The sequence below is a fragment of the Mycobacterium sp. TH-M15 genome, assembly GCF_057473705.1.
The window spans coordinates 1-5,980 of record NZ_JBYCLB010000704.1; the positions used below are offsets into that span (position 1 = coordinate 1).

General features: G+C 69.5%; 12 protein-coding genes and 1 pseudogene. 6 read left to right on the forward strand and 7 right to left on the reverse strand.

Annotated elements, in window-relative coordinates:
• Nucleotides 1-435 (forward strand): Rv1157c family protein (locus AC2VNT_RS17310; protein ID WP_486948024.1); only part of this gene is annotated, 435 nt, incomplete at its 5' end.
• A gap of 26 nt (nt 436-461) precedes the next feature.
• Here AC2VNT_RS17310 and AC2VNT_RS17315 read toward each other — a convergent pair.
• Together AC2VNT_RS17315 and AC2VNT_RS17320 are read right to left on the reverse strand one after the other, a co-directional pair.
• Nucleotides 462-611 carry a DUF1059 domain-containing protein gene (locus AC2VNT_RS17315; protein ID WP_486948025.1) on the reverse strand — a complete coding sequence of 50 codons (150 nt, stop codon included), beginning with the start codon at nt 609-611 and terminating at the stop codon, nt 462-464.
• Between the two features lie 28 nt (nt 612-639).
• Nucleotides 640-1,224: an HhH-GPD-type base excision DNA repair protein gene (locus tag AC2VNT_RS17320; protein ID WP_486948026.1), complete on the reverse strand. Its 585-nt coding sequence runs from the start codon at nt 1,222-1,224 to the stop codon at nt 640-642.
• 106 nt (nt 1,225-1,330) lie between these two features.
• Here AC2VNT_RS17320 and AC2VNT_RS17325 point away from each other — a divergent pair, with 106 nt between their 5' ends.
• Complete coding sequence (locus AC2VNT_RS17325) at nt 1,331-1,606, forward strand: hypothetical protein (protein ID WP_486948027.1); 276 nt, start codon at nt 1,331-1,333, stop codon at nt 1,604-1,606.
• Nucleotides 1,607-1,684: 78 nt separating this feature from the next.
• Here AC2VNT_RS17325 and AC2VNT_RS17330 read toward each other — a convergent pair whose 3' ends face one another.
• Complete coding sequence (locus AC2VNT_RS17330; RefSeq protein WP_486948028.1) at nt 1,685-2,074, reverse strand: hypothetical protein; 390 nt, start codon at nt 2,072-2,074, stop codon at nt 1,685-1,687.
• Between the two features lie 53 nt (nt 2,075-2,127).
• On the opposite strand from AC2VNT_RS17330, the pseudogene AC2VNT_RS17335 reads away from it, so the two are divergent.
• Nucleotides 2,128-2,295 (forward strand): annotated as a pseudogene (locus AC2VNT_RS17335) (acyltransferase family protein); the annotation flags it as partial.
• A 66-nt stretch (nt 2,296-2,361) separates the two neighbouring features.
• Here AC2VNT_RS17335 and AC2VNT_RS17340 read toward each other — a convergent pair.
• Nucleotides 2,362-2,559, reverse strand: a complete 198-nt coding sequence (locus AC2VNT_RS17340) for a DUF5302 domain-containing protein (protein ID WP_486948029.1) — start codon at nt 2,557-2,559, stop codon at nt 2,362-2,364.
• Nucleotides 2,560-2,600: 41 nt separating this feature from the next.
• Nucleotides 2,601-3,044 carry a PPOX class F420-dependent oxidoreductase gene (locus tag AC2VNT_RS17345; protein WP_486948030.1) on the reverse strand — a complete coding sequence of 148 codons (444 nt, stop codon included), beginning with the start codon at nt 3,042-3,044 and terminating at the stop codon, nt 2,601-2,603.
• Nucleotides 3,045-3,084: 40 nt separating this feature from the next.
• Between AC2VNT_RS17345 and AC2VNT_RS17350 the strand changes: the two genes are divergently transcribed.
• Nucleotides 3,085-3,609 carry a DUF1697 domain-containing protein gene (locus AC2VNT_RS17350; protein ID WP_486948031.1) on the forward strand — a complete coding sequence of 175 codons (525 nt, stop codon included), beginning with the start codon at nt 3,085-3,087 and terminating at the stop codon, nt 3,607-3,609.
• A 25-nt stretch (nt 3,610-3,634) separates the two neighbouring features.
• Nucleotides 3,635-4,468, forward strand: a complete 834-nt coding sequence (locus tag AC2VNT_RS17355; protein ID WP_486948032.1) for a class I SAM-dependent methyltransferase — start codon at nt 3,635-3,637, stop codon at nt 4,466-4,468.
• 13 nt (nt 4,469-4,481) lie between these two features.
• Here AC2VNT_RS17355 and AC2VNT_RS17360 read toward each other — a convergent pair whose 3' ends face one another.
• On the reverse strand, nt 4,482-4,847 hold the full coding sequence (locus AC2VNT_RS17360; protein ID WP_486948033.1) for an Rv1152 family transcriptional regulator: 366 nt from the start codon (nt 4,845-4,847) through the stop codon (nt 4,482-4,484).
• A gap of 46 nt (nt 4,848-4,893) precedes the next feature.
• On the opposite strand from AC2VNT_RS17360, the gene AC2VNT_RS17365 reads away from it, so the two are divergent.
• Nucleotides 4,894-5,607 carry an NAD-dependent deacylase gene (locus AC2VNT_RS17365; protein ID WP_486948034.1) on the forward strand — a complete coding sequence of 238 codons (714 nt, stop codon included), beginning with the start codon at nt 4,894-4,896 and terminating at the stop codon, nt 5,605-5,607.
• A 10-nt stretch (nt 5,608-5,617) separates the two neighbouring features.
• Here AC2VNT_RS17365 and AC2VNT_RS17370 read toward each other — a convergent pair.
• A partial coding sequence (locus AC2VNT_RS17370; protein ID WP_486948035.1) for a class I SAM-dependent methyltransferase occupies nt 5,618-5,980 on the reverse strand: 363 nt, incomplete at its 5' end.

Here is a 5,980-nt window from a genome sequence, read left to right on the forward strand (position 1 = left end):
AACCCCGGGGGCGGGTTCGGGCCGGACAGCCCACCCACCCAGGACTTCATGTACCCGTCGATCGGGCAGAACTGCCTGGCCGACGGCGGCAACTCGATCGCCTCGGCGCTCTCGGTGGCCGGCCCGGCGACGATTCCGACTCCCGGCCCGAAAGCCGGCCAGACCGCCTACGTGTTCACCGCGGTCGGCACCTCCGGGCCGGCCGCGGTGCAGAAGCTGCCGCTGAACGTCACCTGGGTGAACCTGACCACCGGCAAGTCCGGCACCGCCACCCTCACCCCGCGCACCGACATCAACGGCGAGGGTCCGACGACGCTCACCGCGATCGTCGACACCGGCTCCGGCAGCATCATGTCGACGATCTTCGGGCAGGTCAGCACCGTCGAGAAGCAGTGCAACTTCCTGCCGACGATCGGCTCCACGGTGGTGCCCTGACACCCGCCCGGGCGAACGACCCCGGCTCAGTAGGCCATCATCAAGATGGCGTCCCGGTCGTACTCCCGACCGGGATGCACGTCTGCCAGGTGTTTCTGCGCCAGCTCGACCAACTCGTCCTCGTCTTTGCCGACGATCGCCTCGCCGCACGGGCAGACCAGGTGGGTCTTCTTCACGTCGCGCCCCCCTCATGTATCCCGAGCCTCATGTATCCCGAGCCTTCGCCTTTTTGGCCGCCTTGAGCTGTTTCTTGTAGTCGCGGACCCGATCCAGCGAGCCGGCGTCGACGATGTCGGCGACCGACAGATAACTCCCCGCTGTGCCGTACTCGCCGGCCGCGGCCCGCCAACCCGCCGGGGTCACGTTGTACTGCTTGCCGAGCAGGGCCAGGAAGATCCGCGCCTTCTGCTCACCGAAGCCGGGCAGGCCCTTCAGCCGGCGGAGCAGCTCGGCGCCGTCCGGGTCGCCGGCGGTCCACAGCCCGGTCGCGTCGCCGTCGTAGTCATCCACCACCAGCTGCGCCAGGGTCTGGATCCGCGCCGCCATCGCGCCCGGAAAGCGGTGCACCGCAGGCTTCTCCGCGCAGACCGCGGCGAACTTCTCCGGGTCGTAGCCGGCGATCTCGGCCGCGTCCAGGCCGCCGATCCGGTCGGCGATCTTCTTCGGCCCGGCGAATGCCGTCTCCATCGGCACCTGTTGGTCCAGCAGCATCCCGACCAGCAGTGCGAACGGGTTGGCGTCCAGCAGCGCATCGGCGACCGGATCCTGGGCGAGCTGCAGCTTCGACACGGGATCAGTCTAGGACCGCGCGGTGGTGCCGGCGGCCCTGGATGTGTCGTACCCCCGGCCTACGGTGTGGGATATACCGGTGCGGGATATACCAGGAGGTCGAAGGATGATCGTCAAGACAGTGGTGGCAGTGTTCACGTTCGCGTTGGCGGGCCTGGGGGTGGCGGGGGCGCCGATGCCCGTCGCCTCGGCCGACCCGTACGGGCCGTCGGTCTGTGAGCAGTTGGCGAATGGCGGCTCGATCTACGGCCCGTTCTCCGACCCGAAGATCGGCCGGTCGTCTTCGCCGCTGGAGGTCGAGGGCCGGGTCAACGCCGAGATCCAGCAGAACTGCCCACAGTACCTACCGGGCCAGAACCACAACCCGTTCGGATACAACTGATTGCCGACGCCAGACGCATGCGGCACACCGGAAGAGATCATCGCCCACGCTAAGCGGTGAATCCCCTTCGGTCGCGCTCTACCAACCACCCCGGCCGCCGCTGTGGACAAAGCCGTTGATCCGACCGCCGTTGATCAAGCCACCGTGGCCCCAGCCGCCGTGACCAAAACCGCCGCCGTGACCAAAACCGCCGCCGTGGCCCCAACCACCACTGGCCGGCATCGCCGCGGGAGCTGCCATCGCCGGAGCGGGCGCCGCTTCGGCCGCGCCGATACCGGTGAGCATCGGCGCACCGATGAGCACCGCCGCGGCTGCGATCCATGCCGATCGCGGTGAAATCACCATTTGGCCTCCCAGCTGGAACGGTATCCACTGATGCACCGATAGTAGAGCCAGATCCGACGGTGCGCGACCGCTCTCAGACCGGCCCGGGACCCAGCGAACCGGGTGCCGGGTCTGCGCAGCCACCGCGGGAAAATCAGGGGAAACTACTCACCGGTTCCCGGGTTAGCTTTTCTGCCATGACGCAACTGCTCAGCTTCCCCACGGCCACCGCCGTCGCCGCGCAGACGCCGCTGGACCGCGACCGCGTCATCGACGTCATCCGGATCGTCTCGCTGGTCGGCGTGGTGGCCGGCCACACGGTGATGGCGACGTCGATGGTCCGCGGCGGTGGCGTCTTCATCTGGCGGTGCGGTGATGGTGGCCGCCCTGGCCGGGGCGCGGGCGCTGGCCACCGCCGAAGCGGCCGGTGCCTATCCGCTCTTGCGGCGGAATTCCTGACGCTGCTGAATCGGCCCGTGCGCCGGCGAGCGCTTGCCGCCGGTGTCCTGGTGGCTGGATCCGCCCGACCGCTTCGCGTTCTTGCGGTCCAGCGCTTCCCGGAATCGGCGCCTGGTCTCGTCCTCGGCGTCCTCGGCGGCGGAATCCCGGCGGGGGTCGTGTTTGGCCACCCGGTGAGCGTAGCGCGGGAACGAGCCGGCTGCTCGGCGACTCAGCGCAGCCCGGGAGGCATCCCGTACAGATGCAAGATCGGCAGGGTCAGCACCACCCGCCGGTCGGTGACCATGGCCTGGCGGTACTCGTCCCAGTCCGGATGCTCACCGGCGATGTTGCGGTACAACGCGATCAGCGCCTCCACCGTGTCGTCGTCCGGCGCGCTCGCCGGAGCGGTCAGCTCCGCGGTGCCCTCGGCGACCGCATAGGACCAGCCGTCGTCGGAGCTGACCAGCAGTGACGCCCGCGGATCCCGCCGCAGGTTGCGGGTCTTGGCCCGCGGTTCGGTGATCGACGCCTGAATCCGCAGGTTGTGCGGATCGAAGTGGTAGCTGACGTTGGAGAGCTGCGGGCGTCCGTCACGTTTGATGGTGGCCAGCACGCCGATCGAATTGTCGTTGATCAACGCGAGCAGCTTGTCGTCGAAAACCTGACGTCCCATGCCGAGAGCGTACCGACCGGACCCCGGTTAGCATGGCGCGATGGCCCGGTACGCGGCATTCCTGCGCGGTGCCAACGTCGGTGGCGTCAGCCTCAAGATGGCCGACGTGGCGGCCGCACTCGCCGATGCCGGGTTCGCCGAGGTCCGGACGGTGCTGGCCAGCGGCAACGTACTGCTCGAATCGCCGGGCGACGCCGCGACGGTACGCCTCGCGGCCGAAGCCGCGTTGCGCGAGCGTTTCGATTACGACGCCTGGGTGTTGGTCTATGACACCGACACGGTGCGCGCCATCGTCGAGGCCTGTCCCTTCGATCCGGAACTGGCCGGGTTGCACTCCTACGTCACATTCGTTGCCGATGTTGACGTCTTCGACGAGCTGTCCACGCTGGCCGTCGGCGCCGTCACCGCCGATGAACGGATCGCCCCCGGTGACGGTGTCATCTACTGGCAGGTGCCGAAAGGCAGCACCTTGGACAGCACCGTGGGCAAAACCATGGGCACCAAGCGGTACAAGTCGTCGACCACCACCCGCAATCTGCGGACCCTGGGCAAGGTCCTGCGCTGAACGCCGACCGGTAGGGTTTACCCCGATGAGCCAGCCACGAAGCATCAGAGAAAAGGTCACCCTCACCGGCGTCTCGGAGACCTCGCTTCTCACCCTGTACGCGCGGGCCCGGGAGGCCCGCCGGCCGGACGGGATCATCGACGACCCGGCGGCCGTCGACCTGGTCGACTCGATCGACTTCGACTTCGCCAAGTTCGGACCGACCCGCCAGGACATCGCACTGCGGGCGCTCGCCTTCGACACGCACACCCGGGCGTATCTGCGGCAGCACCCCTCGGCCACCGTGGTGGCGCTGGCCGAGGGGATGCAGACCAGCTTCTGGCGGCTGAACGCGACCGTCCCGGACGCCGAGTTTCGCTGGCTGACGGTTGATCTGCCCCCGGTCGTCGACATCCGGCAGAAGCTGCTGCCGGCCGATCCGCGGATCTCGATGTGTGCCCAGTCGGCGCTGGACTACAGCTGGATGGACCGGGTCGATGCGTCCGACGGGGTCTTCGTCACCGCCGAGGGCATCCTGATGTATCTGCAGCCCGACGAGGCGATGCGGTTGATCATCGCCTGCGCCAACCGGTTTCCCGGCGGGCAGATGCTCTTCGACCTGCCGCCGTCCTGGTTCTCGATGCTGACCCGGCGCGGCCTGCGCACCTCGCTGCGCTACAAGGTGCCGCCGATGCCGTTCAGCCTGTCGGTGGACCAGGCCGCCGCACTGGTGAACACCGTCCCCGGCGTCCGCGCGGTGCGCGACCTGCAACTGCCGCCGGGCCGCGGGCCGATCTTCGACACCGTGCTGTCGGCCGTTCACCGGCTGCGCGCGCTGGACCGGCTGCGCCCGACGCTGACCCTACTGGAGTTCGGCTGAGCCACGGCCAGCCTCAGTCGTCGAACACGGCTTCCAGATAGCGCAGCGCCTCGCCCTTGCCCAGCCCCAGGCTGCGGGCCGCCGTCGCGTAGGAGCGGGCGGCGACCACCATCGTCGCGTCGGTCGGATCGGTTCCGGCGACGAATGTCCCCAGCCGCCGCCGGGTTTCGACGATGCCGGCGGCCTCCAGTTCGCGATACGCGCGGGCGACGGTGTTGACCGCCAGGTTCAGCCGGCCGGCCAGCTCGCGCACCGTCGGCAGCTTGCTGCCGGCCGGCAGCCGTCCGGCCCGCACCGCGTCGATCACCTGGGCTTTGAGCTGATCGAAGAGCGGCTTGCCGGGGCGCGTGTCGATGCGCAGCAGCTCCACCAGATCCATCGGGCCAGTATCTCCCGCGGCCGGCCCGGCGGCTATCTTGGTCGGTGTGCGGGTAGCGGTGCTCAGCGGCGCTGGGATCTCCGCCGAGAGCGGTGTCCCGACGTTTCGTGACGACAAGAACGGGCTGTGGGCCCGGTTCGACCCGTACGAGCTGTCGAGCGCGCAGGGCTGGGAGCAGCACCCGGAGCGGGTCTGGGGCTGGTACCTGTGGCGGCATTATCTGGTCAGCCGCGTCGAACCCAACGACGGCCACCGGGCGGTGGCCGCCTGGCAAGCCGACGCCCACGTCAGCGTCATCACCCAGAACGTCGATGACCTGCATGAACGGGCCGGCAGCAGCTGCGTTCACCACCTGCACGGCAGCCTCTTCGAGTTTCACTGCGCGGCGTGCGGCCGGCCCTACACCGGCGCGCTGCCCGACATGCCGGAGCCGGCGCTGGAGGTGGAGCCGCCGGTGTGTGCCTGCGGCGGGCTGATCCGCCCGGCCATCGTCTGGTTCGGCGAAGAGCTGCCGCAGGGGGCGTGGCGCAGCGCGCTCCGGGCGACCGAGGCCGCCGACGTGCTGATCGTGGTCGGCACGTCCTCGATCGTCTACCCGGCGGCCGGGCTGCCCGAGCTGGCCCTGGCCCGCGGGATCACCGTCGTCGAGGTGAACCCGGAGCCGACGCCGCTCTCCGACAGCGCGACGATCACCGTGCGCGACACCGCGAGCCGGGCGCTGCCGGGTCTGCTGAAACGGCTTCCCGCGCTGCTGGGCTGACGCGGCCGGATCAGGCCGGGCGCTGCGCCCGCCCCAGTGCGAACTCCGAGACCGGCACCGGCGCCCAGGCCGGGAACTGGTGGCCGCGCCGGGATGCCTGGGTGGCAAAGCCGGCGCCAGAGATCAGCTGCTCGGTGTCCCGGTGGGTGTGGCAGTTGCCGAACAGCCTGGGCCAGAACGTCGCATCCACCACCCGCTGCAGACCGCCGCGCGCCCCGGCGCTGGCGATGTGCTCGAAGTAGCGCAGCTCACCGCCGGGCCGCAGCACCGAATACAGTTGACGCAGCACGTCTTCGGGTTTCTCGACCGAGCAGAGCACCAGCGAGCAGACCACCGCGTCGAACGGCTCGCCGGCGGCGAACGCCTCGACGGT

Excerpts from the sequence above, each read along its gene's own strand:
- AC2VNT_RS17355 (WP_486948032.1), top strand. The coding sequence starts at position 3,635 with ATGAGCCAGCCACGAAGCATCAGAGAAAAGGTCACCCTCACCGGCGTC.
- AC2VNT_RS17345 (WP_486948030.1), bottom strand. The coding sequence starts at position 3,044 with ATGGGACGTCAGGTTTTCGACGACAAGCTGCTCGCGTTGATCAACGAC.
- AC2VNT_RS17360 (WP_486948033.1), bottom strand. The coding sequence starts at position 4,847 with ATGGATCTGGTGGAGCTGCTGCGCATCGACACGCGCCCCGGCAAGCCG.
- AC2VNT_RS17350 (WP_486948031.1), top strand. The coding sequence starts at position 3,085 with ATGGCCCGGTACGCGGCATTCCTGCGCGGTGCCAACGTCGGTGGCGTC.
- AC2VNT_RS17325 (WP_486948027.1), top strand. The coding sequence starts at position 1,331 with ATGATCGTCAAGACAGTGGTGGCAGTGTTCACGTTCGCGTTGGCGGGC.